We start from the raw sequence: 25,180 nt of genomic DNA on the forward strand, positions 1-25,180 counted from the left end.
CTGCGGATTGCGAAACGTGTTTACGGCTGAGCCGGCAGACGGCCCGCCAGTGTAGTGTATTACAATAGTATCGGGTTGACCGTCAGCAAACAGGCCGCTGTCTTTACCGCTCACCTTTTCATGTACCGCTGATTCAGTGCCAAGCCAGTGATTCTGAATCTTCAATTGTTTGGGTTCCATACGTGTGCTCCGTTTTAAATGATTGAGCGGGTTTTAGTTGATAGCATTCCTAAAATATGTGAAGTTTAAGTGATTGCAAAAAATATAGTTAACGCTAAATTCCGGTCAAATCATGACCATGTTGTTTAACACAGTATTGCACCTTAATGCCATACTAACTACCTTCAAAGTAGTATATTAGATCAAACTTTTTTATAAATATCTTTTATTCTCCGTTTGTTAGCCGTAAACAGCCAGCGCTTCATTCAGCACAAATAACATATCCGATAATACAACCATGATCCGGGTAAATAAACAGGCTTGTTCAAGAGTTAAGTAACTTCGCGTCCGGTAGCAATTCAGCAACTTTTACCCCACACCATTTCTTACTGTTTCCATAATGACCCAGCCCGTGTTGAAAATCATGTTGGTGGATGACATCATCATGAACCGCAAATTATTGGCTGCAATAATCAAAAAAATTATTCCGCAAGCAGCACTTGTTGAAGCAGAAGACGGCGGGCAGGCGCTGAGTTTGTTCCGGCAGGACGCTTTTACGATGATCCTCATGGATATTCAAATGCCCGTGATGGACGGTATTGAAGCAACCATCTGCATTCGCGCACATGAAAAAGAACATAAGCTTAAACCAACACCGATTATTGCAATTACCGCAGGCGCCTTTGCAGGTGGCAAGAATCGCTGCCTTCAGGCAGGGATGAATGCCTACCTCACCAAACCTATCGACACGAAAGCATTTCATACCCTGCTGAAAAGCTACCTGATTTTTTAAGCCCCCGTTTTAAGCGTAAAAAAAGGCTTTGCACAGGTTTCCGAACCGGTACAAAGCCTCTTTCATTTAAACAAGCCGTAAAGTTTACGGACACTTAGCGCTGCGTGCGCTCGATAAATGCCTGATTATCCACAACCGGCCTCACCGGAGAATTGGCTACTTCCGCAAGGGTGGCAAAAATGAGGCGGGCGCGTTTCTCAAGCAGCTCAAAGGCGATGCGGTCAACGGTATCAGACGGCTGATGGTAGTTGTCGTGCAGCCCTGAAAAGAAAAAGATGAAGGGCACTCCGAGGCGGCCAAAGTTCCAGTGATCGCTGCGGCGGTAAAACTGATTGCGGTCGTCGAGGTCGTTGTAGCGCATATCGAGAATCAGGTTTTCCGTTTGCGCGTTGGCCTGATGCAGCAGCCGGTTCAGGTCGCCTGATATAATTTCCGCACCTATTATATAGATATAATCTTTGCCCGTGCCCTCGTACTCATAATCGATGCGGCCAAACATATCGAGGTTGAAATTGGCTACGGTCTGCTCAATCGGGATTACGGGATTATCGGAATAATAGCGGCTGCCGAGCAGCCCATGTTCCTCGGCCGTAACAAACAGGAAAAGCAGGCTTCGGTCGAGGCAGTGCCCCTCCGCTTTGGCCTGCTGTGCTGCTTTGGCAATCGCAAGGGTTGTGACCGTGCCGCTGCCGTTGTCGTCAGCGCCGTTGTAAACCATATCGCCGGTTTCGTCGGGCTGCCCGATTCCCATGTGGTCGTAATGCGCGGAAAGTACCACAACTTCCTGTTTTAGTTCAGGATGACATCCTTCAATAAACGCAAGCACGTTGCGTGAGGGCAGTACGACTTCCTCCCGGATGGCACGGGAACTCAGGTGCAGGTCGGTAGTGAAGCTGCGGTTTCGGGTGAGATCTTCCGATACCTCGCGATGCAGGGCTTCTACCTCGGACGCTTCATTGAGACCGAGCAGCATCACGGCCATATCGGGGCTCACGCTTTTTACGCCGAGCGCAAAACCGCTGCGGCCGCCGCGGTCGGGCAGGCGGATCCCTGAGGGCTTGCCAATAAGCCGGCTGCGGCGCATGGCTTCGGCTTCGAAGGCTTCAACGTCGGTTTCACCGATCAGCAGCAGCCCGCGGGCGCCCTGCCGGAACAGCAGATCGGAGGCGCGCTGCTGCATCATAGCAGCAACAAGCGCAGTATCGGCCTCTGCATCCGAATGGAGCTCACGGAACAGCACCACCCAGTTGCCGCGCACCTCAAGACCCTCCAGGTGGTTAACGCCCGCTTCGGCATCGCTGAAACCCAAGCCTGCAAAAACGACCCTTCCTGCGAGATCAACTTCGCCGCCGAACTCATTAAAAAAGGAGGACGGCTCAAAGCGGGAAGCGGCATCTTGCCAGACCAGCAGCGTGTCTGCGTCGCTGATCTGCCGCAGTTCATAGCGGATTTCCGAGGTGCGGTTGGCCATCAGGTCGAAGTGCTGAAACCAGCCTCCGTCGTCGCCTTTTGGGGTAAGTTCGTAGCGCTCCAGCCAGTAGGCGAGGTAATCGGCCGCCATATCAATGCCCTGCTGCCCGGTGCCGCGGCCCATCAGGCTGTCGCCGGCCAGCACGCTGAGGTGCTGATAGAGCAACTCAGCCGTAATCAGCTCACGAAATTCAAAAAAAGCTGCGTTATCACGGCTATTTTCAGCATCAGCGGAGGCATGATGATCAGCTACGGAGCGGGCTTCAGGGCCGGAAGCCCATCCATCGCTAAAAAATAAACAGAGCAGCAGGGCCGCAAATGCGGTAAGACGAAGTGATTTAAGCATGATTCGGATTTATCTAAAAATGTTGGGGAAACTGTTTTGAGTAAAGATGGGGTCAGATTAACTCAAGGATTTGCTGGAAATTATTCCCCGCATCTATTCGGGGGATATCCACATAAAAATCAAACTGATTTTCTTCGGAAATGAACAGGTGCAGCTGCCCCTCTTTCACCATTTCCAGCACGGAGAGAAAGGTGACAACTACATACATGGCCGAATCAGCATCTTCGCAGAGGGTGATGAAGGAAGTGCGGCCGTTGCGGTGCAGATGCAGCAGGATACGCTCGGCCATCTCTTCTATACTGGTTTCGGGCCGGTCAACCTGATGCACGGGTTCTTCCATGTTTTTGCGGAGGAAGACTTCTTTAATAGCCGCCATGAGGTCAATCATGGTAACATCGCGCAGGGCTTCACCCGACTGTGGTACCGAAACCTGATCGGGGGCAAGATTTCCGCGGAAATACTCTTTTGAAGCCTCGCTTTCGAGCTCACGGAATTCTACCCCCATCTCCTTGTACCGTTTGTACTCCAGCAGGCTTTGGATCAGCTCGTATCGGGGGTCGTGTTCAGGAAGTTCATCTTCTTCGAACTCAGGCCGGGGCAGCAGCATGCGTGCCTTGATGGCCATGAGCGTGCCTGCCATTAGGATAAACTCGCTGGCAACTTCGAGATCGAGCTCATCGAGCACGCTCAGGTACTCCATAAACTGATCGGTAATGCGTGAAATCGGGATGTCTTTTATGTCGAGTTCGTCCCGCCTGATAAAAAAAAGCAGCAGATCAAGCGGACCTTCGAAATTCTGGAGGGCTACACGGTACACGTATTTACGGGTTTGATAATAATGATGCGCCTAATATACAGAAAGGGCCTGTTTAATTTAAATCAGGGCTGAAAGCCGGGCACTGAGAATCAAATTTGGCTGATTTCGATGAGGGTATAAAATGTTATCTTTGCCGGATACTTCAATCATTCATCAAAAAAAACAATATTTACGTGATTCAGCGCATACAAACCGTCTATCTGGCCCTGGCCGTATTGTTAAATGTTCTTTTTTATTTCACCCCGCTTTTTGAGCAGGCCCGTACCGACCCGAGCGACTGGCTGCTTCCGTTTCTTACAGCGGCAGCCGGTTTTGCGGCAGTTATTAGTCTGTACAGTATTTTCCTGTATAAAAAGCGCGAGCGGCAGGCACAGATAACATCCTATGCATGCCTGTTTCAGGTGATGGCTTTTGGCTCGGCAGCCGGCATCTTTTTTAGCATGGGCCGGATTAATTCCGAAATGATTTGGGAACTTGCCGGCGTGCTGATGCTGCTTTTTGGCCTCACCCTGCAGTTTTTGGCGATAAAGGCGATCAAAAATGATATCAAACTGATCCGCTCTATGGATCGGATCCGGTAAATCCTGCTTTGAGTACCGATTCCCCTTCGGTTTCCCGGCTGGTACTTTTGCTTGGGGCCGGCATGGCAACCTTCGCTTTTGCGCCCATTCTGGTACGCTATGCCGGCGATACCGATCCTGTATTTCTGGCCTGCATACGCACCGTTTCGGCCGCGCTTATCTTGCTGCCGTTTTGGCTGAGGCAGCGTGCTGTTGCCCCGCAGGCGGCATGGAGCACACGAGACAACCTGTATGCCGGGGCGGCGGGCCTGTTCCTTGCGCTTCACTTCGTGCTCTGGTTTGCCTCGCTTTCCTTCACCTCGGTGGCATCTGCTTCCGTACTGGTAACCATTCATCCTATTATTTTAATTGTAGTTGAGTCAGCTACAGGAAGCGGGCGTTTCGGCAGGCTCACCTGGCTTGGGGTATTTACGGCATTCGGGGGTTCACTGATTTTAGGGGTAATGGATACTGACCCGGCGGCAACCTATACAAATCCTGTTTTAGGTAATCTGTTTGCCGTTGCAGCCGCAGTTATGTTCGTGTTCTATTTACTGCTTAGCCGCAGGCTGCGGGCCAAAGGGGGCTGGCTTGATTTCGTCTTCAGGGTTTACAGTGGCACCGCCCTGGGCTGCCTGCTCATTTTACTGCTTTTGCGCCCTTCCCTCGAGGCGAGCCTGATTGCCTGGGTTTGCGGTATTGCGCTGGCTATAGGCCCTCAGATACTTGGGCACGGATCCCTGAACTACAGTGTGAAATTTGTTGCACCTACGCTGCTTTCAACCCTGATACTGATTGAGCCGGTTTTCGCCATTTTGCTCGCGGGATTCCTTTTTAGTGAGATTCCGAGTGTGCCGGAATCGGCAGCTATGCTGGTAATTATGGCAGGGGTTGGGCTCTCATGGTTTGGTGGAAGCGCTACCCCGAAAACTAAAGGGCAGTAACCAATTCCTTTATTTTATAAAGTAATTGCTGTTTTACTGACAAATTTTCTGATGAAGGCTATTTTCAAAGCTCGTATTTTTGTTTAACTGATTGAAAACATTCATCAGCATCGCTTCATCACAAACCAAACGGCTTTACGAACAAAACAGAAACAGCCGGAAACAACACAACTCTTTCAGCTACTACTCGTTTTAATCTGAATGTGTTTTTTCCGGGTGTTTCACCCGCAAGTCCTGAAACACAGGCACTCCTTCGGTTTTATCGGCTGCTGCAACTTTAGCAGCCCGGCAGAAGGCCCGCAAAACAAACGCGGTAACAGTCTGCATAAAACCGTTTCACCTAAATTAAGTTTAATGAAACAAGCGTTATTCAATGAATCTGCGACCGGTCGTAACAAGTTTCGGTATCTGCTGCCTGCACTGGCAGTAACCGGCGCTTTTGGCCTGTTGATCAGCTTCACCTCTCAGCCGGCTACAGTAGCTGAGCAGGATACTGAAACTGACAGTCTGCAGATTCTTAACGTTAGTGTACCGGAACCCGTGGTACGGGATTTCGATGCCATTAAGCAGGAAGGCGTAATTCGTATGATTACGCGGTTCAATTCCAGCTCTTATTTTCTGCACAGAGGCGAAGAGCGTGGTTTTGAGTTTGAGTTTGCGCGTCGTTTTGCTGAACAGCATAACCTTCGCCTTGAAGTTGTTATTGCCGGCAATAACGAAGAACCCATTGACCTGCTAAATGCCGGCCGGGGTGACTTCATCGCTGCAAATTACAGTATCACACAGGCACGACAACAATACATCGCTTTTTCATCTCCCTACAATATTGTTGAACAGGTGCTGGTGCTGCGCGAAGGCGAGCCTGTACCCTACAGCCTTAGTGAGCTTGAAGGTGCGGTAATAAGCGTTCGCAGGGGAAGTTCTTACTTCAAAACCCTCAAACAGCTGCAGCGCGATTACGGATATGGTTTTGAAATTAACGTGCTTCCCGAAATGTGGGACACCGAAGCCATTATGTTTGCTATCGCCGACGGTGAGTTTGATATGACCATTGCCGATGCCAACCTGTTTCAGGCGGCATCAAACTACATCAGCGGTATTACAACCGGCCCTGTAGTAAGCGGCAATGAGCAGATTGCCTGGGGTGTAAGGGCTAATGCTCCTGAACTTACCGATCAGATGGACCGCTTCATTGCCGGCCACTTTTCTATCAGTGATGCCGATCTGATGCCCCGCCGCTCTTCTTTTATGAATGTTCTGCGGCAGCGGTACTTCGATAACCGCCCGGCAACCTACACGGTGCGCAGCTACAACTCTCACAGGGTTACCGGCTACGAAGGCCTCTTCTCCCCGTACGACAGGCTCGTACAGCCGCTTGCAGAAGAGTACGGCGTTGACTGGAAACTCGTACTGGCTGTTATGGCTCAGGAATCCCGCTTCGATCCTTATGCAAAAAGCCGCATGGGTGCTATCGGGCTCATGCAGATCATCCCGCGATTCTCACCCTACGAAGAGCACGAGCTTTGGGACCCGGAAATAAACATTCGTGAAGGGCTTCGCTACCTGCGCAAACACCTCGATCACTACAGCTACATGGACGAGGACAGCCGCCTTGCCTTTGCCCTTGCTACCTACAATGCCGGCATGGGGCACATGGCCGATGCACGCCGCCTAACCGTTGACCGCAACCGCGACCCCAACAATTGGGATGACGTTGCGCAGTCGCTGCTGCTTTTGATGCAACCCCGTTTTTTTAGTCAGGCAAGGTTTGGGTTTGTGCGCGGAACAGAGCCGGTGAACTATGTTACGGAAATCAAGCGCCGCTACAACATGTATCAGAATATGGCGCTGTTTGCAAGTGAAGATCCCATTCTGCAGCGCAGGGACAGCCTCAGCTTTATCCCCTGATTGCAGCTTGTTCATTATTACAAAAGGCTGCCGTGTTTCTCACACGGCAGCCTTTTGTCGTTTTTAAAACAGCTGTAACCCCTAATTGTATATCAAAAAAAGACCCAAATCAGCATCAGCAGAATGAGCAGCCAAACACCAATTAGCACGCTTTTTGAGGTTTTGGGTAAATCATATCCGCAAATCGGGCAGGCTTCTGCATCTGCATCAACCATCATGGCACAAGACGGACATTCCTGCTTTTTATCTGACATATCAGCCTGTTTTGTTTAAATTTTAGTGTGATGCCTGTAAATCGGGCCTTTCGGTTAAAACGAAAATTGCGAATATTTTTTTGACTTGGTCTAAAGTTAGATTTGCAGGTGCACAATTCAAACATAAAACACTGATCAGCTCAGGTCTTCAGCTCTGTTACGCTCTCAGGCCGAGGCATACCACTCAACAACAAACACCCGCTCACATGCTTCATCAGGTTTTTGTTTACGGTACACTCAAGAAAAACCATGCCAATCATTATCTGCTGAGCGGCGCTCGATTTGTGGGGCTGAGTGAGCTAAGAGGATTTGAACTGTGGGATCTTGGCAGCTTTCCGGGTATCATACCGGCTGATAAGCCCGGTCTTTTGGTTCAGGCTGAGCTTTACGAAACCGACCACGAAACCCTGCAGCGCCTTGATGAGCTGGAAGACTACTTCGGGCCGGCAGACGAGCGCAACCTTTACGATCGTACCTTAACCACCGATACAAGCGGGCGAAAGGGATGGGTTTATGTGCTTCGCAAGCAGGTACTCGTCAGCCTCATGAGCATAAAAAAGGCCAGGCTTATACCTGAAGGAAATTTTTAGCTTTTGCCTGCTGAGCACTGCTGCCTTTTTGTAATTCACCTGCCATTTTTAGCTTATAAATAAAAGGTGTTTTTATTAACTTAACTAAATAATTTTATCAAATAAAATTTAGCTGTTGCCTAATGTCTTAATATACGCCTGACTAAGACATGCTCTTTTCTGCTTAAAAATGCCTGTTGATTACAGGGCACTCACAATTTTCCAACCTGACACGACATTAACGACATCACCCGTACATCATTAATAGTTACCCTCATGGAAGATAAATTTGTAATGCTTTACGTTACAGCATCAAACATAACTGAAGCACGAAACATCGCCCGGGCTTTATTAGTGCATAAACTGATTGCCTGTGCCAACATCCTGCCTAAAGTTGAATCATTATACCGGATGGACGGCGTCATTACTGAAGATGAAGAAACCGTAATGCTGCTCAAAACGCTTGAAAGCAAAATCACAGAAGTTCAGGCACGCGTTTCAGAAATGCACAGCTATCAGGTGCCCTGTATTTTACAGATAAGCACTATCAGCGGAAATGAATCGTATATAGACTGGATTCATAAGGAACTTCAGGGGGATACCCCAAAACCAATTAACCTGAGCCCCTGATTCAGAAACCAATTCAAAACCCTGCCGGTTCTGCTTCCGACAGGGTTTCTTTTTTTCAGGCAGTTTACCTAACATACAGGCCTAAAGCCGTACAGGCATCTGATTGCGATAACCCCTTTTTATTATTCCGCTTATGAGCAGCAGCAACCCTCCCGTAATTACAGAGATGCGGGGAAAACACACCCTGATAGCCAAAATAAATCGTCCGCAGGCGCACAATGCAATAAACTTTGAAGTAATGGCAGGCCTCGAGAAGGTCTGTGATGAAATTGAACAGAACCAGGATATTCGGGTATTTATCCTCACAGGCGAAGGCCATAAGTATTTTGCCTCCGGCGGAGACCTGAAGGAGTTTTCGGGGCTGAAGTCGGAGCAGGAAGCCCGCAAGATGTCGATGCGGATGGGCGACATCCTCAGGCGCATTGAAAGCGCTGACTGCTGGACTATCGCCTACATCAACGGAGATGCATACGGCGGCGGCTGTGAGGTTATGCTTGCTTTCGATTTCAGGATTTCCGTTAAACACGCCCGTTTCGGCTTCACACAGGGCAGGTTTTATCTTACACCGGGCTGGGGAGGCCTCACCCGCCTTATTGAACGGGTCAGCAGGTCAACTGCACTTCTTTGGCTGGGTACAAGAGCGCTTGTAGATACAGAATCGGCACTTATTGCCGGGCTGATCGACATGGCAGACTCTTCCTCACAGCTTGAAAATCACATCCTGGATATTGCCGACAAGCTCTCCCGAAACGACCGGCGGATTATTAAGGTCACCAAAGAAGGCGCTACCTACGCGCAAAAATATCCGCACCGGGAATCCATCAATAATGAACGAACCGAGTTTGCCAAACTATGGGCTTCGGAAGAACACCATAAGCGGGTCGAAGCTTTTCTGAAACGAAAAAAACAGGGCGACTTATAACAAGCCGCCCTGCAACATCTTTTACGCCTGCGCCATTTGGCGGCGTGCCGCTTCGGTTACATCGCGGAGGGCTTTTTCCATATCAGAACCTTCATACCAGGCACCGGAAGCCTTCTGATGCCCGCCTCCGTCGAAATTTCGCGCAAGCGTGTTCACATTAAACTCATCCTTAGAGCGAAAGCTGATCTTGATACGGTCTTCAAACTGGGTGAAAATAATTGCTATCCGGGCTTCCTGCAGCGAAAGCGGAAACTGCGTGAGCCCGTCGAGCTCATCGTACCGGCAGCCCGTCTCTTCGAGGTCTTTCCGGTAGATGGCCATAGTAGCAATGCCGGTGTTTTCATCGAGCCTGAGCTGATTCAGCGCCCGGCCTATAAGCGCGAGATGCTTTATTTTGCGGTTATCAAAAACACGCTGGTAAATCTCTGATACCTTCAGGTCGGCGCGGCTTATCAGATCGGCCACTATCTGATGAATACGTGCGCCCACGCTTGAAAACCGAAAACCACCGGTATCTGTCAGGATGCCGGTATAAATGGCGGTTGCAGCCTCCACGGTAAGCATTGACAGGTCCGTTTGCTCGTACAGCCCGTAGATCAGCTCCGCAGTAGAAGCCGCTTCAGGCACAGAAACCATATACGTATAGCCGTCGAACGGGTCGGGGTGATGATCGATCACAAAGCTGGGCTTGGTAGTGTTTTCGAACCACGCCATGTGCTTGCCGAAACGCTTGGGGGCATTTCCATCCACAAAGAGCAGAGCGTCACAGCTTTCAAGCGCATTCTGATCGAGAGATCGGATGCCCACAGAAGCATCAATCCAGGAGATATCTTCAGGCAGGGCATCATCATTATGGGCTGCAAAATCAATCCCGTTTGCCTTTAACCAAAGGCAAACGCCCACTTGCGAGCCAATGGCATCGCCGTCAGGCCGCACATGGCTGATAACCCCAATTTTACTAAACTGCTTCAGCTGCCGTGCCATTTCGTAAAGCTCTTCTTTGTATTCGTACATATGCCTATAATGCGTTCTCTGTGATCGTTTTTTTATTTTGCCCCAAAATAGCGAAATGAAGCCTCTCACACGAACGTTTCCTATGGCCTGTTCATCAATAATTTCTAACTTGGCTCCGAACCTTTTCAACCTCCAAGCGCCCGGCCTTACAAATCCTCCGCTGATAAGGGCAGGGCATGTCAAAACCAGCGTTTTACTGTGAAGTTTTCTGAAAATAAAGCCATCTATCTTTTTGCCGGTAAATTACTGGCCTGGTTTGGCATATGGTACCTGTTCTATGAAATATGGCTGCTGCCCGACGGCCGCCTTGATGCCTTTTTATCCGTAAATATCGTTGAGGTAGCAGGCGGAATTCTAAGCCTAACCGGCTATGATTTTTTTCTGGCAAGCCGCGTAATCGGCATTGTGGGCACCAATGGCATCATCGTTGTTAACGGCTGCAACGGCCTCGAAGCAATCGGTTTGTTTATCGGTTTTGTGATGTCTTATCCCGGCGACAAGCTGAAGCGGGTATTTTTTATTCCTATGGGCATCTTTGTGATTTACCTGGTGAATGTGTTCCGGATTGCTGCCCTCGTACTTATTCAGTACTACTACCCTGCGGGTTTTGACTTCGCCCACGACTACTCCACTTCCGCCATATTCTATCTGGCCATTTTTGCAATGTGGGTAATCTGGATCAATTTCGGCCAAAAACCGGACGCCAAATAAAAAACAACCGTAAACAAAACCGTAATTTCAGGCAATCTCACAGCAAAGGTGAATCAGTCCTGAGATTTTGTTAAATTGGATATCTGTAAGAAAAAAGCGTTTCCAGAAGCTCTTTTCCTGCTACATGCAACTATTTTCTACCACAACTGAGTTTTCGGGCAGTTTTGCCTGCAACAAAATATTTTATCAACAAACCCATAAGGGAATTATTTAATGGCAAGAGTTGAAATGGTTATGCCCAAAATGGGCGAATCGATAATGGAAGGTACTATTATCGAATGGACAAAAAGCGTGGGCGACCACATCGAGCAGGACGAAACCATTCTTGAAATCGCCACCGACAAGGTGGATTCTGAAGTCCCTGCGCCTGAATCCGGCGTGCTTGTTGAGATTCTCGCCGAAGCCGGTGATGTAATTGAAGTCGGCAAACCCATTGCCATCATTGAAACAGATCTTTCCGCTGCAGCAGGTGCAGGTGCAGGTGCAGGTGCAGATTCAGGTACCGCTAAAACCGGGACTGAACCGAAAGCAGCGCCTCAGGCCGAAGAAAAACCTGCCGAAGAGCCTGCTCAGGTATCCGCACCGGCAGCTGATGCCAAAACACAGCCCGAAGCTTCCGCCGAAACCCATACTCCCGCTGAAGGCGACACCCCTCCGCAGCGCCACGGCTCCGACGGACGCTTCTTCTCTCCGCTCGTACGCTCCATCGCTGAAAAAGAAGGCGTTTCTATGGAAGAGCTCGAGTCACTTGCCGGCTCAGGCTCACAAGGCCGCGTAAACAAGCAGGATCTGCTCGATTATATCGAAGCTAAACAGTCCGGCAAAGCTGCACCGGCTGCTCAGCCACAGTCTGCTTCATCCGGCCTCTCCAAACCAGTTGCCAAAGCTCCGTCTTCCGGCAACAGAGGCGAAATTTCTGCCGGTGAAATAAATGTAGGCCGCCCGGTTGAAAACGTTCAGATCATCAAGATGGACCGCATGCGGAAGGTTATTGCGGAGCACATGGTGAAATCCAAGCAGACCTCTGCCCACGTTACTACCTTCGGCGAAGCCGACGTTACCAACCTCGTGAAATTCCGCAACAAACATAAAGACCGCTTCCTGAAAGAAAATGGATTCAAGCTCACCTTTACACCCTTCTTTATCGAAGCCACCATTCAGGCCCTTCGCGAGTTCCCGCTACTGAACAGCTCTGTTCAGGGCGACGAAATCCACATGAAGCGTGATATCAACTACGGTATCGCCGTCGCACTCGGGCAATCAGGCTCCGGCGGCCTCATCGTACCGGTTATTAAAAACGCCGGCGAGCTCAACCTGCTCGGCATTGCACGGGCTACCAACGAACTCGCTGCCAAAGCACGCAACAAGCAACTCATCCCGGATGATCTCTCCGGCGGCACCTTCACCCTCACCAACTACGGCAGCGTCGGCAACCTGATGGGCACCCCCATCATCAATCAGCCGCAGGTCGCCATCTTTGGCACAGGTATCGTACAAAAACGCCCCATGGTACTCGAAGTTGACGGCAACGACGTGATCGCCATCCGCCACATGGTGTACCTCTCCATGAGCTACGACCACCGCATCATAGACGGTGCACTCGGCGGTGCCTACGTACAACGCGTAAAACAACTGCTTGAAGAGTTCGACATGAACCGCAGCATCTGATACGGCATCTGCCCAATTAAAAGATGAAAACATTCAAATTTCCGGCACCGCTCTTTTGTGGTGCCGGATTTTTTTTGCCTCCCAATCGAACAGCTTTAATCCGCACGCTTCACAACCCCCACGCTCAACTCCCGCAGCCTGAATCCGCAACCAACCCAAACTGACTTTCCGTGTCTTTATCCATGATTACCGCCCCCGATATCCACGCCATTAGCACCTTTGTAACAGAACAAAAACAGGCCGGACGCACCATCGCTTTTGTCCCGACTATGGGGGCGCTGCATGCCGGCCATCTCGACCTTATCCGCGTAGCCCGCGCCGAGGCCGATATCGTAATCGTATCGGTTTTTGTGAACCCGACACAGTTCGGGCCCAACGAAGATTTCAGCGCCTACCCCCGAACCCTCGACGACGACCTCCGGCAGTGCGAGCAGGCCGGCGCAGCAGCCGTATTCTGCCCGGAAAAAGAGGAGCTCTACAGTGCTACTTCCTACATCGGTTTTGAACTCAGCGGGCTGGGCGATCACCTGTGCGGTGCCGCCCGGCCGGGACACTTCAACGGCGTAATCCAGATTGTAAACAAGCTATTCAACATCGTGAAGCCCGATGTCGCCGTTTTTGGCCAAAAAGATATACAGCAGTTCCGCATCCTTGAAGTAATGGCACACGAATTCAATCACGATATCCGCATCATCATGGGCAGAACGGTTCGCGCCGCCGACGGACTCGCGCTCAGCAGCCGCAACCGCTACCTCACCCGCGAAGAGCGCATTATCGCACCGGCTCTTTTCAGCACGCTTCAGGAAACAAGCCACGCGCTGCAGCAACTCCCCGCTGCTACTAACGTTGCCGCTCAAATACAAAACCTGCTTGAAGGTGCCGCTGCCCGCCTCAACAGCGCCGGTTTTCGCACCGATTACGTTCAGTGCGTGCGCTACAACGACCTCCAGCCCCCGCACACGTTCGAAGCCCGAGAAATATATGTCCTCGCCGGGGCCGCCTTTCTCGGCAAAGCCCGCCTTATTGATAACCTGCTGTTTACGCTGCTTCAGCCGTAAATTAACGCCTCACACCGGTCCTCAGAAAACAATCAGAAGCAACAAGCCGGAGACTGAAATCTCACCATCACAAACTTCTTTTTTTGGGGGAAATTCCGTGCGCATCACGGTCTTTCGTGCTGCCTGAACTATCCCAAACCTACGGATTAGCCCGTGGTTTATGGGGAGGCTAATCCCAACATGAAGCCAAAAACCGCGTGAACCCGGCCGAACCCACGCGCGTTTAGCACAAAAAGCACGGCACATGCCGCAGGCTTAGGATGTTTCACAAGCACGAAAGACCGTGATGCGCAAGGAACTTTCCAAAAAAAATAGCGCCGGGAAAACCCCGGCGCTATTTTTTCAAAGGCGAATTTTCAATTCAAAATCCCGCTGACAAGCGGGCACCTGAGCTTGTTACAGCTGCGCTTTGATCTTCGCGACAACGGCTTCGGCAGTAAGGCCGAACTCCTCGTAAAGCGTCTCAAACGGTGCGGAGGCGCCGTAGTTGGTGAGGCCCACTACTTTATCGCGACTGCCGGTGTAAGGCTCCCAGCCCATCGGTATGCCCGCCTCAACGGCTGCGCGTACCTGCACGGAGGCCGGCAGAACGGCTTCGCGGTAAGCAGCATCCTGCTGATCGAACAGCTCGAAACAAGGCACGCTCACAACCCGCGTCGGGATGCCTTCGGCCTGCAGCAGTTCCTGCGCTTTCATGGCAATTTCAACTTCGGAGCCGCTTGCCATAACGATGGCCTGCGGCGCTTCGACCTCCGGGTTGAGCACGTAGGCGCCCCTGAGCGTACCCGCGGCCGATGCGTATTTGCTGCGGTCCAGGGTCGGCAGGTTCTGCCGGGTGAGGGCCAGCAGCGACGGACCCGTTTTGTGGGCAACGGCGGCCTGCCAGCAGTAGGCGGTTTCGTTGGCATCAGCCGGACGCATCACAAGCACGTTCATCATAGCGCGCAGGGCGGCAAGATGTTCAACGGGCTGATGCGTTGGGCCGTCTTCGCCCAGGCCGATGCTGTCGTGCGTGAACACGTAAATGGCCTGAATGTGGGACAGGCCTGCCAGGCGGATGGCCGGGCGGCAGTAATCTGAGAACACCAGGAAGGTACCGCCGAAAGGAATCACGCCGCCGTGCAGCGACATACCGTTCATCATGGAGCCCATGGCGTGCTCCCGAACCCCGTAGTGGATGTAGGTGCCGCCGTAGGCGCCGGCCTGCACGATACCTGCGGTCTGCGCCTTGGTGAGGTTGCTGCCGCTCAGGTCGGCGGAGCCGCCAACAAGGGCCGGTATTTTCGGGGTGATGGCATCGAGCACGAGGCCGGATGCCTTGCGGGTTGCCATCCCTTTGGCGTCGGCCGGGAATTCGGGGCGTACATCGTCCCAGTTTTCGGGCAGGCGGCCTTCCATGCGGCTGAGGTATTCCTCAACGATTTCAGGATGGGCTTTGCGGCAGGCCTCAAGCTGTGTGTTCCAGGCGGCTTCGGCAGCGGCGCCTTTATGAAGCTCACGTCGGAAAAAGGCCAGCACGTCTTCGTCAATATGGAAGCTTTTCTCCGGATCGAGGCCGTAGCCTTTTTTGGTGAGCGCAATTTCGCTGTCGCCCAGCGGGGAGCCGTGGCTCGATGCGGTATCCTGCTTGTTGGGGCTGCCAAAGCCGATGTGCGTACGGCACAAAATGAGCGACGGCTGGTCGGTTACGGCCTGCGCCCTGCGCGTTGCCTCGCGGATAGCATCGCGGTCGTGCCCGTCAACGGCGATGCAGTGCCAGCCGTAAGCTTCGAAGCGCTGCTGCACGTTTTCGGTGAATGCGAGATCGGTGGAGCCGTCGATGGTGATTTTGTTGTCGTCGTAGAAATAAATCAGCTTGCCCAGCTTCAGGTGACCGGCAAGGGAGGCCGCTTCCTGCGAAACGCCTTCCATCAGGTCGCCGTCGCTTACGATGGCGTAGGTGTAGTGATCGGTGAGCTTGTGGCCCGTATGGTTGTAGCGGGCGGCCAGGTGTGCTTCGGCAAGCGCCATGCCCACGCCGTTGGCAAAACCCTGCCCGAGGGGGCCTGTTGTGGTTTCAACGCCCGGCGTGATGTGCACTTCCGGATGACCGGGAGTGCGGCTGCCCCACTGACGAAAGTTTTTGATTTCATCGAGGCTGAGGTCATAGCCCGTGAGGTGCAGCAGGCTGTAGAGCAGCATAGACCCGTGACCGGCCGACAGGATGAAGCGGTCGCGGTCGTGCCATTTCGGGTTGGCGGGGTTGTGTTTCAGAAATTCAGTCCATACTACAAAAGCCACATCAGCCATACCCATCGGCATGCCCGGATGACCGGAATTCGCCTTTTGAACGGCATCCATAGAAAGGGTACGAATGGTGTGAACGCAGCGCTGCTCGAGTGTTAAAGACATATTAATTTTGAGTTTAAGGATATTTTGAAATCGAGAGTAACAGAAAAATCAGATATTCGGGTAAGATACTGATTTTAGCATTTACAGCCTTGCTATAAACAGTAAAGGCCCGGTACACGAATGCACCGGGCCTTTGAGGAAAGTTGTTTTAAAGCACAGAGCCGGATTGCTTAAGGGCAGCTGAGATCGTGCTCCATGTGATGCTCGGCTGCGGCACGGAAGTTACCAAAGGCAGCGCTGCGGAAGGCAGTACAGGCCTGAGAATCGTTGCCCTGATTCATTTGGGCATAGCCGAGTTCGAAGAAAATCCGTGCACGCGCAACCTGCCCGCCCTGTTCGTTTTCGAGGGCACGTGTGGCGTTGGTTACGGCCTGCGCCCAGTTTCCGAGCTGATTGTGAGCTTCGGAAAGGCGGTAGAGGGTTTCAGCGTGGTTGTTATCGTAGCTCAGCGAGCGGTTAAGCAGCTCAACTGCGCGGCGGAAATTCCCTTCTTCAATTTGGGTAGAACCCACAAAGGTGAGGTAGTCGCGTGCTGCATTGCGTGCCTGATCGGCTACTTCGGTGCGGTTTTGCGCAGTACCAACCTGAATGGCCTGGTCAAAAAGCTGAATGGCACCTTCGAGGTTGTTTCTTCTTCTCTCAATCAGGCCAAGCTGATAATAAGGGTTTGGGTAGTTGGCGTTGCGTTCGAGCGCCATACGGTAGATTTCTTCCGCGCGGTCGTTATTATTCGCGTTAAACTCTGTATTTCCCCACTGCAGCATTACAACAAGCGTGTTACCGGCAACCTGCTGTGCTATGCGGGTGTTGCCCAGCTCGGTGGCCAGATCGTAGGCTTTATCGAAATCGGTAACAGCCTGCTCAAAGTTTCGGGCCTGATAGCTTGCGCGTGCAATCTGTACCTGAATTGCCGGAATCTGAGCTTCAGCGCGCTCGCGGATATCATCTGCATCACTACCGGCCTGCCGGGCAATGCTGCGGGTCTCCTGAAATTTATCGAGAGCTTGCGGAAACTGACTTGCCCGAAGCAGTTCCTGTGCAGCATTAAAAGCTTCTACAGCTGCGGTGCGGTCTTGAGCAAAACTTACATTTGCGGCTGAGAACAGCAGAAGCGAAACAATTAAGACTGAAAAGGTATTCTTAATTTGCGGCATAATGGAATTTGAATTTCGTTGTAGTGTGTGTTGTGCAGAAGCTAACGCTTTGCAGATAGCTGTAGTATAGCTTCGTGTGTTTCCAAAGATTGCGAATATAGGCTAATTTAACCTGTATTTCAAAAGTTAGGGGCAATTTTGTGGTGCTTGTAAAAGGCGGTGATGTGTTCTACTGCATCTTCGGAGCTGTCTGTTAAATAGAATAAACGCAAATCAGATTCGGAAATGGTACCTGCAGCCAGCATGGTTTGCTCTATCCACTGCACCAGCCCCTGCCAGTAGGCCTTGCCTATCAGCACAATGGGGAAGGGTGCTATTTTTTGGGTTTGGATGAGGGTGAGGCTTTCAAAGAGCTCATCGAGGGTGCCAAAACCACCGGGAAAGACCACAAAACCCTGCGCGTATTTCACGAACATTACTTTTCTGGCAAAGAAGTAATTGAAATCTATGTGATACTCGGAATCAACATAAGGGTTTACGCCGGCCTCGAACGGCAGCCGGATGGTAAGGCCAACCGACTTCCCGCGGCCCTCCTGTGCGCCTTTGTTACCGGCTTCCATCAGGCCGCCCCCGCCGCCGGTAATAACGCCAAAGCCTACTTCTGTGAGCATTCTTGCCAGCTCAGCGGTTTGCGCATAGTACGGGTTTTCCGGGCCGAGGCGGGCCGATCCGAAAATGGAAACACAGGGACCAATTTCGGTCATGCGCTCGTAGCCTTCTACGAATTCGCCCATCACCTTAAACACGCCCCAGAGGTCTTTATCTCGGTTTGTTTTCCCGTTGTACTGATCCGGAATCTGTCGTTTTTTGGGGTTTTCTTCCATAGAATTAATGCAGGTTAGAATCTGTAGCGAAGGGTGAAAAGCGGCTGAGCGGTTGCCGGCAACAGCCCCCCTGCGGAGGCCTGCCAGGGTTCCGGCTGCTGCGGACCCGCGTGGAAGGAAAGATCGTCGCTTACATCGAAATCGCGCATGTGGGCGAAAACGTAGGCGTCGAGTACATTGAGGCCGTAGGCGAGCACTGTGGTAAAAATGAGGAAATCGCGGCGGTTACGATAAAAGTCGCGGGAGCTGCGAAGGAACTCGGTTGTTGCCCCCTCCGGCACCCATGAGGGGGTCTGGCCAAACCGGAAATCGGTGTTTTGCTCGAAGGCGTTGTAGAAGCCGGCCCTGTAGCCTTTGTAGCGGGTGTCGGCGTAGTAGGCGTAGTAGGCAAGCCCGCCGATGAGGCCGTACACAATCGGGATTTTCCAGATTTCGCCGTTGGTGTACTGTCCCCAGCCGGGCAGCATGAGCGAGCGTAGCATTACGTCGCGGGGGTTGGGCACGGTGTCGCGCACGGCTTCGGAAGGCAAAACACGGAGCCCGTCCGCGGAGGGAAAGTGCCGGAGTTGCTCCGGTACCGGCTGCGTATGCCGCCCGGTGTGAAGGTTGCGATGTGAGCCTTCTGCGATGTAGCGTACCAGCGCTCCGTGGCCGGATGCATCATCCCCTAAAAAAGAAAAAAACAAAGCGGGCTCAGGCTGTGCAGCCGGTTGCAGGGTAGCCTGCGGGCTTTGACTTTGCGCTGTTGCCGCGGTGTGGAAGAGCAGCAGCAAAATGAGCGGGTGGAGGAGTCGCATGGCGGTGCTGCACGGGTATCAGGAGGATTGGTGCAGGCCTTCAAAAAGGTGCAGCAGGCGCTCAAGTTCTTCATCGGAGTAGTACTCGATCTTGATTTCGCCGCCGCGGGCTTTTTTGCGGATATCGACCTTGGTGGCAAGCATACGGCGCAGGCGGTTGGTGATTTCGCGGTATTCGAGATCGGGCTGCGGCACCGGCTGCTTGCTCTTGTTTTTGGAGGGTTTACCAATGAGGCGCACCAGCTCTTCGAGCTGCCTTACGGAGAGCTCGTTTTCGATGGTTTTGTTGTAGAGGTCTTCCTGCTTTTGGGGGTCTTCTACGTTGATGAGCGTGCGGGCGTGGCCGGCGCTGATTTTGCCGGTTTTGAGGCCCTGCTGTATGGGCGCGGGCAGGCGCAGCAGCCGCATGGTGTTGGTTACCGTAGTGCGGTTGCGGCCAACGCGCTGTGCGACTTCCTCCTGTGTGAGGCTGCACTCGTCGATGAGGCGCTGATAGCCGAGGGCGAGTTCGATGGGGTTGAGCTCTTCGCGCTGTATGTTTTCGATGAGGGCGAAGACGATCATCTGCTCGTCGTTGGCTTCGCGCACGAAGGCCGGAATATCGGGCAGGCCGGCCATGCGGGTGGCGCGGAGGCGGCGCTCGCCGGAGATGAGCTCGTAACGCTCGCGGCCGAGGTGCCTCACGGTGATGGGCTGTATGAGCCCATGCTGCGCGATGGAATCGGAGAGTTCCTGCAGACGGAAGCTGTCGAAGTCGGTACGCGGCTGATGCGGGTTCATGCGGATGGACTCAACCGGGATGTTGAGGGTGATGTTTACCCGCTCGCGGATACTCCCGGCCTGATTGGAGCTGCCTTCGGCACCTGCTCCTTCTGCCGGTTTGGGTTCAGGGGTTTCCTGTTCGTCGAGGTTGGGGAAATAGGCCCCGAGACCTCTGCCTAATACTTTTTTTGCCATTTCAGATAATTGGAGGTTTCCCGTTTATGCGGCTTTGGGAGGTTTATTTGCCGCTTTTCTTTTTGCCGGCAGTTTTAAGGGCCGGGCTGTCCGGGAAGAGCGATTTATTGCGCACAATGATTTCGCGGGCCAGGGCGAGGTAGTTTTGGGAGCCGGTACTCACGCTGTCGTACAGCAGCACGGGCTTGCCGAAGCTGGGCGATTCTGCCAGGCGCACGTTTCGGGCGATGAGCGTTTCGAATACTTTATCGTTGAAGTAGCGGTTCACTTCTTCGGCTACCTGCGCGGAAAGGCGCGTGCGGATGTCGTACATGGTGAGGGCTACGCCTTCAATTTCGAGGCCGCGGTTGAGGTGCTGCCGCACAATCTTGATGGTATTGAGCAGCTGCCCCAGGCCTTCGAGGGCGAAGTACTCGCACTGCACCGGAATGAGCACGGAATCAGAGGCGGTGAGTGCGTTGATGGTGAGCAGCCCGAGCGAGGGCGGACAGTCGATAATTACGAAATCGTATTGCTCGCGTATTTTTTCAAGGGCTTCTTTGAGAATGTGTTCGCGCCTTGTGCGGTCGATAATTTCGATTTCGGCCCCTACAAGGTTAATGTGGCTCGGTACCAGATCGAGATGAGGCAGCTCCGTTTTCATGGTGACATCTTCAACCGGGCGGCCTTCGGTAAGCAGCTCGTAAACCGATGCTTTTACGGAAGGAGATTCGATACCCAGCCCGCTGGTAGAGTTGTTCTGCGGATCGATATCGATGAGCAAGGTTGGGTGTTCCAGTGCCGCAAGGCTGGCTGCGAGGTTAATGGAAGTGGTCGTTTTCCCAACTCCGCCCTTCTGATTGGCAATGGAAATCACTTTTCCCATAGTAGCAAATATTGGTGATGGTAATTATGAAGAATGATGCTGCTGAACATTCAGGAAAACCGGTCGGCATTGGCCTGAATTTGAAAACCTGTCCTTTTCTGACCCTTTCCTGAGTAGTTGCACAATATAATGAAATAAAAAAAGCCCGTTTACCGAATTATGGGTAAACCATACCGGTAAACGGGCGGGGTAACTCAGTGCCTGATAAAAGCGCTACCTTGCAGTCTGTATGAGATGAAAGTCGCGGGGCTTTGAGGTAAAATCAAATGCACGGCGGTCAGCCGGCTTGGGTGCGGCCTGGTTCTGGAATTGGGTGAAGCGTACATCTGACCGTGTGAGTTCGCTTACGCCGTTGGTAACCTGAATGCGCATGGCCGGGCGCTGTTCGGGCCATGTAGAAACGTTTGTTGCGGCCTGCCCAAAACCTGAAAATCGTACCTGCTGCATTTCAGAAGCCGGTTTTGGTGTTGCAGCGGGCAGCGGAAGCTCCGATCCTGTGTGTACTGCGGCGGCCGCAGGCGGTGCCGGCTCCTGACTGCTACTGATAAAGTGCAGAAAGAATCCAAGCCCGAGGGCAATAAACATGGCAGCGGCGGCCGGCATGGAATACAGCTGTAACAGGTGAAACAAGCGGCGGCGGCTGTACTGTTTGCGGTTGCGCTCTGCCTGTGCAGCTGCCTGCCTGAGCAGCTCTTCTCTCAGCTGTGCCGGAGGGCTGTACTCCGGTAAATGTTCCAGTTTTTTTAGCGTGATGCGAAGGCTTTCGATCTCAATGAGCGCGTTTTCGTCTTCAAGCATGGTTTCTTCAACCAGGCGTGCCTCAGAAGGGTCGAGCTCATTGAGAACGTAGCGGAGCCATAAATCATCCGCGTTGGACATATTCGTATGTTTTGCCATTTTCCTTGTCGAACATTTTTCTCAGGTTGATGAGCGCGTAGCGCATCCGGCCTAAGGCTGTATTGATAGATACGTTGGTCAATTCAGCAATTTCTTTGAACGACATTTCATGGTAATGGCGAAGCATCACAACTTCACGCTGCTCTTTGGGGAGCGAGCTGATGTGTTTAAGCAGGCTGTGCTTGGCTTCCCCGAACTCCATATCATCCTGAGCATCGGGTGAGTCTTTGTCTTCAAGCCTGTCATAAAAATCATAGTCGCTGTCGGCAGAGGCGTTCACATCAACGAAGCGCTTGCGCTTGCGGATGTGATCGATGGTGGCATTGTGTGCAATCCTCATCACCCAGGCAATCCATTTACCCTGTTCGTTGTACGTATCATCCATCTTGGTGATAACTTTGGTAAAGGTTTCCTGAAAAATGTCGTTTGCTACATCCGGATTCATCACCATGCTGTAAATGTACGAATACACTTTATTCTGATGACGATTCAGCAGCTCGGCAAAGGCCTGCTGGTCTCCGTCGTTGCGGAAGGCACGAACAAGTTCGTGGTCGTCCATTGCTGAAAAAGCCGGGTTTGAAATCTTATTAACAGATAACATACGTGCAGAAACGTTAATGGGTATGTGTTATTGCACAGAGCTGCAAACAGCCCCCTGCCGTACCAATTTGCCTTGCAGTTTCGTTACAGTGCTGATGGAGTAAGTTCCCCTCGGTTATCAGCAGCTGCAGCTGCAAGAATTCTGCTTAAGCAGGTACAAGAACTGTACCACAGCCACAAAAAAGCGTTTCAGACGGCTAAAACGCCCTTTAAAACCTCCTGTGACCGGTCAATCTGTTTTGTTGCGTGTTTCAGTGTCCACAATTTAGCACATATTGTGGTGCAATGGGTGGTCAATCTGTGTTATTTCCGTGGAACCAGTCGTGCAGCAGCTGCCCTGTTTTGACCCCCGCTTTCTCTTTCAGCTCCTCTAATGAGGCCTCCCGCATCTTTTTGACCGAGCCGAATTCCCGGATGAGCTTCTGCGCCGTTTTGGCCCCGATGCCGGGTACGGACTCAAGCTCCGAGCTGAAAGTGCGCTTCGAGCGCTTGTCGCGGTGGAAGGTGATGGCGAAGCGGTGGGCTTCATCCCGCACCCGCTGCAGCAGCTTTAGCGCGGCAGATGTTTTGGGAATCATCACGGGATCGGCCCGGCCGGGCAGGAAAATTTCCTCCAGCCGCTTTGCAAGCCCCACAACCGGCACCTGACCGTAGAAGCCGATTTCCTGCAGGGCTTCGACTGCGCTCGAAAGCTGACCCTTGCCGCCATCGACCACAATCAGATCGGGGATGTGCTGCTTTTCGCGCATCACCCGGCTGTAGCGGCGGGTGAGCACTTCCTTCATGGAGGCAAAGTCATCGGGCCCCTCCACCGTTTTGATGTTGAACCGCTTGTACTCCGATTTGCGCGGCTGCGCATCAACAAAGCAGACCATAGAAGCGACCGGGTCGGTGCCCATCAGGTTGGAGTTATCAAAACACTCGATGCGCCGGGGGATGCGGGGCAGGAACAGGTCGCGGTGCAGGCTTTTGAGGGAGTGCGGCACAAAATCTTTCTCGGCCTTCTTTTTTTGCAGCACATAGTCGGCCGTGAGCAGTTTCGCGTTGCTTTCGGCCATCTTTACCAGCTGCGCCTTCTCCCCGATCTTGGGCTCAACGAGCCGCACCTTCCGGCCGAGCTGCTCGCTGAGGTAGGCCATAAGCGGGCCGGCATCTTCAAAATCGTGGCTCACGTGCACCTCGTGCGGCTCAATGCCCGCCGTATCGCCGGTATAGTAGTCTTCCACAAAGGCCTGCAACAGCTCTTCATCAGGCACTTCCTCAATATTTTTGAGCACCTTGTTGTGCCGGCCGATCAGCTTTCCTTCCCTGATTTTAAACAGCACCCCACAGGCAACGGCCTCCTCGCGGTCGGCATACACGGCAAACACATCGCGGTTAATTTCATCGTTGGTCACCATCTTCATTTTTTCGCTGTACTTCTGCAGGGCGTCGATGCCGTCGCGCAGCGAAGCCGCTTCCTCAAAGGCCAAGGCCTGCGCGGCAATCTGCATCTCTTCCTTCAGCTCCCGGATCAGCGAGCCCGTGTTGCCGTTGAGCAGGCGCACAACCTTCTGCATTTTGTCCTGATACTGCTCAAGGGGCACATCGGCCGAGCATGACTCGAAGTAATCATCGAAACAGCTGTACCATTTGGGCATCCCCCGGTTCAGGTCGATGCTGCGCGGGGTGCAGGCGCAGGTACACAGCCCGAACACCTTGCGGATGGTTTCGAGCATGTGCTTCATTTTGCCGACATGATCGTAGGGGCCGTAGTACTTGCTGCCGTTTTTCACCACGGTTCGGGTCGGGAACACCCGGGGCCGCTCCTCGCGGGTAACGCAGATGTAGGGATAGCTCTTGTCATCCTTGAGGGCTACGTTGTAGCGCGGCTGATGCTTTTTGATGAGGTTGTTTTCAAGGATGAGGGCTTCAGCCTCTGAATCGGTAATGATGGTTTCTACATCCCGGATTTTGGCGACGAGCATCCGAAGCTTGCCCGTATGATGGCGCGATTCCTGAAAATACGACCGCACCCTGTTCCGCAGCTTCTTGGCTTTGCCCACATATATAATAGTATCCTTCGCATCCTTAAACTGATACACCCCGGGGTTCAGCGGCAGATGCTCGAGCTTGTGGTTGAGGAGTTCGTGGGGGGTGTAGGACATGGCGGAGAACAGGTTACCGGAAGGGCTGTGTTTATGCGATTGCGATGGATGGATTTTGCTAATCTAAGGGGCAATGGTTAAATATGCGTGAAAATTATTTGGGGGGATGGGCGCGGCGGGATTCATCCCGGTTTGATCCTCATTTTCCGGGATAGGATTCATATCGCCCGTTAAGGCGCCTTGCAATCCCTTTCCGCGACGGGGTTGGGAAAGGTATTACCTCAAAGGAAGGTTCACCGCACCTGAATCTCAACGAATTTGGGGATGCGCTATCCGGTGTCAGCACAGTTTAACGGGCGGAATAGTCTTGCGCCTCAACTGTCGGCTTCACTTTTTGGGTTTTGAGCCTGTACGTTTGGGTCTGCCTGCTGATTTTGATGCCGCCTTTGAGGCTTTGCGCGCTGAGCTTTTGAGGGTTTTTGGCCTGGGTGCATTGCGTGTGGAGCCGGAGCTTCGGCCGGCGGCCTTTTTCCGGGCGCCTTTCGGTTTATCCTTTTTAACCTGCCCTGTTTTGGTGTCTGAGCGGTTTCCGGAAGGACGCGGTTTATCCCCGGCCGGTTGCCCGGAGTCAGCACCACCCGAATCAGCCGCTGTCTTCTTTCTGTGCGCCCTTGGGCCCGCACCCGGTTCGCCCGAAGCACTTCGTTTCCGTGCGGGTCGCGCTGACGCTTCCTTGCGGGATCCCGCAACGGACTGCAGCAGGGTGTCCTGCTCGGTTTCGGTGA

The 25,180-nt window shown here is 52.6% G+C and carries 24 protein-coding genes and 1 pseudogene; 11 read left to right on the forward strand and 14 right to left on the reverse strand.

Features of this window, described 5'->3' with window-relative positions:
- Positions 1–180, reverse strand: a pseudogene (locus tag LAT75_RS09270) (N-acetylmuramoyl-L-alanine amidase); the annotation flags it as partial.
- 379 nt (positions 181–559) lie between these two features.
- Here LAT75_RS09270 and LAT75_RS09275 point away from each other — a divergent pair.
- Positions 560–952 (forward strand): response regulator, encoded by a 393-nt coding sequence (locus LAT75_RS09275; RefSeq protein ID WP_291482376.1) that lies wholly within the window; start codon positions 560–562, stop codon positions 950–952.
- Between the two features lie 94 nt (positions 953–1,046).
- On the opposite strand, the gene LAT75_RS09280 is transcribed toward LAT75_RS09275, so the two are convergent.
- Positions 1,047–2,768 (reverse strand): M28 family peptidase, encoded by a 1,722-nt coding sequence (locus LAT75_RS09280; protein ID WP_291482377.1) that lies wholly within the window; start codon positions 2,766–2,768, stop codon positions 1,047–1,049.
- A 52-nt stretch (positions 2,769–2,820) separates the two neighbouring features.
- Positions 2,821–3,585, reverse strand: coding sequence for a segregation/condensation protein A (locus LAT75_RS09285; RefSeq protein ID WP_291482378.1), 765 nt, complete (start codon positions 3,583–3,585; stop codon positions 2,821–2,823).
- Positions 3,586–3,758: 173 nt separating this feature from the next.
- Between LAT75_RS09285 and LAT75_RS09290 the strand changes: the two genes are divergently transcribed.
- The 3 genes from LAT75_RS09290 (at position 3,759) to LAT75_RS09300 (ending at position 6,997) form a co-directional block, all read left to right on the forward strand.
- Positions 3,759–4,166 (forward strand): DUF4293 family protein, encoded by a 408-nt coding sequence (locus LAT75_RS09290; RefSeq protein WP_291482379.1) that lies wholly within the window; start codon positions 3,759–3,761, stop codon positions 4,164–4,166.
- An 8-nt stretch (positions 4,167–4,174) separates the two neighbouring features.
- Complete coding sequence (locus tag LAT75_RS09295) at positions 4,175–5,089, forward strand: DMT family transporter (protein ID WP_291482380.1); 915 nt, start codon at positions 4,175–4,177, stop codon at positions 5,087–5,089.
- A 354-nt stretch (positions 5,090–5,443) separates the two neighbouring features.
- Positions 5,444–6,997: a transporter substrate-binding domain-containing protein gene (locus LAT75_RS09300; RefSeq protein ID WP_291482381.1), complete on the forward strand. Its 1,554-nt coding sequence runs from the start codon at positions 5,444–5,446 to the stop codon at positions 6,995–6,997.
- Positions 6,998–7,089: 92 nt separating this feature from the next.
- On the opposite strand, the gene LAT75_RS09305 is transcribed toward LAT75_RS09300, so the two are convergent.
- Complete coding sequence (locus LAT75_RS09305; protein ID WP_291482382.1) at positions 7,090–7,251, reverse strand: zinc ribbon domain-containing protein; 162 nt, start codon at positions 7,249–7,251, stop codon at positions 7,090–7,092.
- 206 nt (positions 7,252–7,457) lie between these two features.
- On the opposite strand from LAT75_RS09305, the gene LAT75_RS09310 reads away from it, so the two are divergent.
- From LAT75_RS09310 to LAT75_RS09320, 3 genes are all read left to right on the forward strand, one after another.
- Entirely contained in the window at positions 7,458–7,841 is a 384-nt protein-coding gene (locus LAT75_RS09310) for a gamma-glutamylcyclotransferase family protein (RefSeq protein WP_291482383.1), read from the forward strand.
- Positions 7,842–8,096: 255 nt separating this feature from the next.
- A complete protein-coding gene (gene cutA, locus LAT75_RS09315; protein WP_291482384.1) occupies positions 8,097–8,450 on the forward strand; it encodes a divalent-cation tolerance protein CutA in 354 nt (117 codons plus the stop codon).
- Between the two features lie 133 nt (positions 8,451–8,583).
- A complete protein-coding gene (locus tag LAT75_RS09320) occupies positions 8,584–9,372 on the forward strand; it encodes an enoyl-CoA hydratase/isomerase family protein (RefSeq protein ID WP_291482385.1) in 789 nt (262 codons plus the stop codon).
- 21 nt (positions 9,373–9,393) lie between these two features.
- Here the strand turns inward: LAT75_RS09320 and LAT75_RS09325 are convergent, their stop codons facing one another.
- Entirely contained in the window at positions 9,394–10,386 is a 993-nt protein-coding gene (locus LAT75_RS09325; protein WP_291482386.1) for a DHH family phosphoesterase, read from the reverse strand.
- A gap of 198 nt (positions 10,387–10,584) precedes the next feature.
- On the opposite strand from LAT75_RS09325, the gene xrtX reads away from it, so the two are divergent.
- The 3 genes from xrtX (at position 10,585) to panC (ending at position 13,823) form a co-directional block, all read left to right on the forward strand.
- The gene (gene xrtX, locus LAT75_RS09330) at positions 10,585–11,097 is read left to right on the forward strand and encodes an exosortase X (RefSeq protein WP_291482387.1); all 513 of its coding nucleotides are present in this window, start codon (positions 10,585–10,587) and stop codon (positions 11,095–11,097) included.
- A 213-nt stretch (positions 11,098–11,310) separates the two neighbouring features.
- Positions 11,311–12,765 (forward strand): dihydrolipoamide acetyltransferase family protein, encoded by a 1,455-nt coding sequence (locus tag LAT75_RS09335; protein WP_291482388.1) that lies wholly within the window; start codon positions 11,311–11,313, stop codon positions 12,763–12,765.
- A 170-nt stretch (positions 12,766–12,935) separates the two neighbouring features.
- Entirely contained in the window at positions 12,936–13,823 is an 888-nt protein-coding gene (gene panC, locus LAT75_RS09340; protein ID WP_291482389.1) for a pantoate--beta-alanine ligase, read from the forward strand.
- Between the two features lie 396 nt (positions 13,824–14,219).
- Here panC and tkt read toward each other — a convergent pair whose 3' ends face one another.
- The 9 genes from tkt to uvrC all read right to left on the reverse strand — a co-directional run bounded on the left by tkt (position 14,220) and on the right by uvrC (position 24,455).
- On the reverse strand, positions 14,220–16,214 hold the full coding sequence (gene tkt / locus LAT75_RS09345; protein WP_291482390.1) for a transketolase: 1,995 nt from the start codon (positions 16,212–16,214) through the stop codon (positions 14,220–14,222).
- Positions 16,215–16,384: 170 nt separating this feature from the next.
- Positions 16,385–17,368, reverse strand: a complete 984-nt coding sequence (locus tag LAT75_RS09350) for a tetratricopeptide repeat protein (protein ID WP_291482391.1) — start codon at positions 17,366–17,368, stop codon at positions 16,385–16,387.
- Positions 17,369–17,487: 119 nt separating this feature from the next.
- Positions 17,488–18,192: a TIGR00730 family Rossman fold protein gene (locus LAT75_RS09355; protein WP_291482392.1), complete on the reverse strand. Its 705-nt coding sequence runs from the start codon at positions 18,190–18,192 to the stop codon at positions 17,488–17,490.
- Between the two features lie 14 nt (positions 18,193–18,206).
- Positions 18,207–18,989: a DUF5683 domain-containing protein gene (locus LAT75_RS09360; protein WP_291482393.1), complete on the reverse strand. Its 783-nt coding sequence runs from the start codon at positions 18,987–18,989 to the stop codon at positions 18,207–18,209.
- Positions 18,990–19,007: 18 nt separating this feature from the next.
- On the reverse strand, positions 19,008–19,946 hold the full coding sequence (locus tag LAT75_RS09365; protein ID WP_291482394.1) for a ParB/RepB/Spo0J family partition protein: 939 nt from the start codon (positions 19,944–19,946) through the stop codon (positions 19,008–19,010).
- A gap of 43 nt (positions 19,947–19,989) precedes the next feature.
- Positions 19,990–20,811 (reverse strand): AAA family ATPase, encoded by an 822-nt coding sequence (locus LAT75_RS09370; RefSeq protein WP_291482395.1) that lies wholly within the window; start codon positions 20,809–20,811, stop codon positions 19,990–19,992.
- 213 nt (positions 20,812–21,024) lie between these two features.
- Positions 21,025–21,690, reverse strand: coding sequence for a hypothetical protein (locus tag LAT75_RS09375; RefSeq protein WP_291482396.1), 666 nt, complete (start codon positions 21,688–21,690; stop codon positions 21,025–21,027).
- A complete protein-coding gene (locus tag LAT75_RS09380) occupies positions 21,674–22,309 on the reverse strand; it encodes a sigma-70 family RNA polymerase sigma factor (protein ID WP_291482397.1) in 636 nt (211 codons plus the stop codon). Before LAT75_RS09380 ends, LAT75_RS09375 begins: the two co-directional genes overlap by 17 nt.
- Before the next feature lie 292 nt (positions 22,310–22,601).
- Positions 22,602–24,455, reverse strand: coding sequence for an excinuclease ABC subunit UvrC (gene uvrC, locus LAT75_RS09385; RefSeq protein WP_291482398.1), 1,854 nt, complete (start codon positions 24,453–24,455; stop codon positions 22,602–22,604).
- Positions 24,456–24,762: 307 nt separating this feature from the next.
- On the opposite strand from uvrC, the gene LAT75_RS09390 reads away from it, so the two are divergent.
- A partial coding sequence (locus LAT75_RS09390) for a hypothetical protein (protein WP_291482399.1) occupies positions 24,763–25,180 on the forward strand: 418 nt, incomplete at its 3' end.

It is taken from the genome of Cyclonatronum sp. (assembly GCF_022565315.1).
Classification (GTDB): domain Bacteria; phylum Bacteroidota; class Rhodothermia; order Balneolales; family Cyclonatronaceae; genus Cyclonatronum.

Coding starts and splice junctions, on each gene's coding strand:
- LAT75_RS09355 (WP_291482392.1), bottom strand. CDS start 18,192: ATGGAAGAAAACCCCAAAAAACGACAGATTCCGGATCAGTACAACGGG.
- LAT75_RS09300 (WP_291482381.1), top strand. CDS start 5,444: ATGAAACAAGCGTTATTCAATGAATCTGCGACCGGTCGTAACAAGTTT.
- LAT75_RS09320 (WP_291482385.1), top strand. CDS start 8,584: ATGAGCAGCAGCAACCCTCCCGTAATTACAGAGATGCGGGGAAAACAC.
- LAT75_RS09350 (WP_291482391.1), bottom strand. CDS start 17,368: ATGCCGCAAATTAAGAATACCTTTTCAGTCTTAATTGTTTCGCTTCTG.
- uvrC (WP_291482398.1), bottom strand. CDS start 24,455: ATGTCCTACACCCCCCACGAACTCCTCAACCACAAGCTCGAGCATCTG.
- LAT75_RS09280 (WP_291482377.1), bottom strand. CDS start 2,768: ATGCTTAAATCACTTCGTCTTACCGCATTTGCGGCCCTGCTGCTCTGT.
- cutA (WP_291482384.1), top strand. CDS start 8,097: ATGGAAGATAAATTTGTAATGCTTTACGTTACAGCATCAAACATAACT.
- LAT75_RS09305 (WP_291482382.1), bottom strand. CDS start 7,251: ATGTCAGATAAAAAGCAGGAATGTCCGTCTTGTGCCATGATGGTTGAT.
- LAT75_RS09380 (WP_291482397.1), bottom strand. CDS start 22,309: ATGTTATCTGTTAATAAGATTTCAAACCCGGCTTTTTCAGCAATGGAC.
- LAT75_RS09375 (WP_291482396.1), bottom strand. CDS start 21,690: ATGTCCAACGCGGATGATTTATGGCTCCGCTACGTTCTCAATGAGCTC.
- LAT75_RS09325 (WP_291482386.1), bottom strand. CDS start 10,386: ATGTACGAATACAAAGAAGAGCTTTACGAAATGGCACGGCAGCTGAAG.
- LAT75_RS09275 (WP_291482376.1), top strand. CDS start 560: ATGACCCAGCCCGTGTTGAAAATCATGTTGGTGGATGACATCATCATG.
- LAT75_RS09335 (WP_291482388.1), top strand. CDS start 11,311: ATGGCAAGAGTTGAAATGGTTATGCCCAAAATGGGCGAATCGATAATG.
- LAT75_RS09365 (WP_291482394.1), bottom strand. CDS start 19,946: ATGGCAAAAAAAGTATTAGGCAGAGGTCTCGGGGCCTATTTCCCCAAC.
- LAT75_RS09310 (WP_291482383.1), top strand. CDS start 7,458: ATGCTTCATCAGGTTTTTGTTTACGGTACACTCAAGAAAAACCATGCC.
- tkt (WP_291482390.1), bottom strand. CDS start 16,214: ATGTCTTTAACACTCGAGCAGCGCTGCGTTCACACCATTCGTACCCTT.
- LAT75_RS09360 (WP_291482393.1), bottom strand. CDS start 18,989: ATGCGACTCCTCCACCCGCTCATTTTGCTGCTGCTCTTCCACACCGCG.
- LAT75_RS09370 (WP_291482395.1), bottom strand. CDS start 20,811: ATGGGAAAAGTGATTTCCATTGCCAATCAGAAGGGCGGAGTTGGGAAA.